Below are 1,398 nucleotides of genomic sequence, written 5' to 3' on the forward strand. Positions count from 1 at the left end.
GGTCACGTCCGTCAATGAGGTGTAATTTGGGGTGTGGTCACCGGGCTGCATGGTCAGGCGGCCTTGGGTGTAATCTGTAGCGGCTGAGCCTCCTCGATCATTGGTGTGGCAAGGGCTGCCATGCCCTCGATCTGCATGTAGCGGTGCTGGAGCTGCCACTCGTCATTCTGCTCGAGCAGGACGGCGCCGACGAGTCGGATGATGCTGTCCTCGTTGGGGAAGATACCGACGACGTCAGCACGGCGCTTCACCTCCTTGTTCAGGCGCTCCAGCGGATTGGTGCTGTGCAGCTTGACCCGGTGCTGCTCGGGGAAGGTCATGTAGGCCAGGACATCGTGCTCGGCGTCGTCCATGCAGGTTCCCAGCTTCGGCCAGCGGGTGCGCAGTTGGTCGGCGACCTGGCGCCAGACCTGGGTAGCGGCCGCATGATCGGGCTGGAGGAAGACCTGCCGGATGGCGGCGGCGACCACGGTGTTCTGCCCCTTGGGCACGTAGGCCAGTGCGTTGCGCATGAAGTGGACGCGGCAGCGCTGCCAGGTGGCGCCGAGCACGCGGGTGATCGCCGCCTTGAGCCCCTCGTGGGCATCGGAGATGACCAGCTTCACTCCCTTGAGGCCGCGGCGGGCCAGGTCCTTGAGGAAGCTCGACCAGAACGGCTCGGCCTCGCTGGGACCGATGTGCAGGCCGACGATCTCGCGCTTGCCCTCGGTGTTGACCGCGACCGCTATTATCGCCGCGACACTGACGATACGGCCGCCCTCGCGGACCTTGAGGTAGGTCGCGTCCAGCCAGAGGTAAGGCCAGTCGCCCGCCAGCGGCCGCTTGAGGAAGGCGTGCACGCGTTCGTCGATGTCCTTGCACAGCTTCGAGACCGAAGACTTGGAGATGCCGGTCATGCCCATGGCCTGAACCAGCTCGTCGACGCGCCGGGTGCTGACGCCGGCGATCCATGCTTCCTGGATCACCGAGACCAGCGCCTTCTCGACGGTCTTCCTGGGTTCCAGGAAGCCAGGGAAGTAGGCCCCGGTCCTGAGCTTGGGGATCTTCAGGTTGAGCGTGCCGAGCCGGGTGTCGAGGCTGCGCTCTCGGTAGCCGTTACGCCAGGTCGTGCGGTCGCCGGATCGCTCGTGTCGGCCGGCGCCGATCACGCCGTCGACATCGGCCTCCATGATCAGCTGCAGCACGCTCTCGGCAATGCTGCGCAGGAAATCGCTGTCTCCGGTCTTCGCCATCAGCTCGGCAAGCGGTAGTCTGTCTTCGGTCATCGGGATCAACTCCTCGGGTGGGTGTGACGTGTGGAAACTCCACCTTACCGATGAGCCCGGTGGCCACCGAGATCGAAACTGCTGGTGGTGGGGCATGCCCCACCACCAGCAGCACCTAAATCTCCACCGAAAA

At 64.9% G+C, this 1,398-nt stretch carries 1 protein-coding gene; it reads right to left on the minus strand.

Features of this window, described 5'->3' with window-relative positions; genetic code table 11:
- Positions 1 to 53: 53 nt before the first annotated feature.
- Positions 54 to 1,265 carry an IS256 family transposase gene (locus AX735_RS21035; RefSeq protein WP_058456888.1) on the minus strand — a complete coding sequence of 404 codons (1,212 nt, stop codon included), beginning with the start codon at positions 1,263 to 1,265 and terminating at the stop codon, positions 54 to 56.
- Positions 1,266 to 1,398 lie beyond the last annotated feature (133 nt).

The organism is Blastomonas sp. CCH1-A6 (assembly GCF_001556365.1).
In the GTDB taxonomy this organism is placed as follows: domain Bacteria; phylum Pseudomonadota; class Alphaproteobacteria; order Sphingomonadales; family Sphingomonadaceae; genus Blastomonas; species Blastomonas ursincola.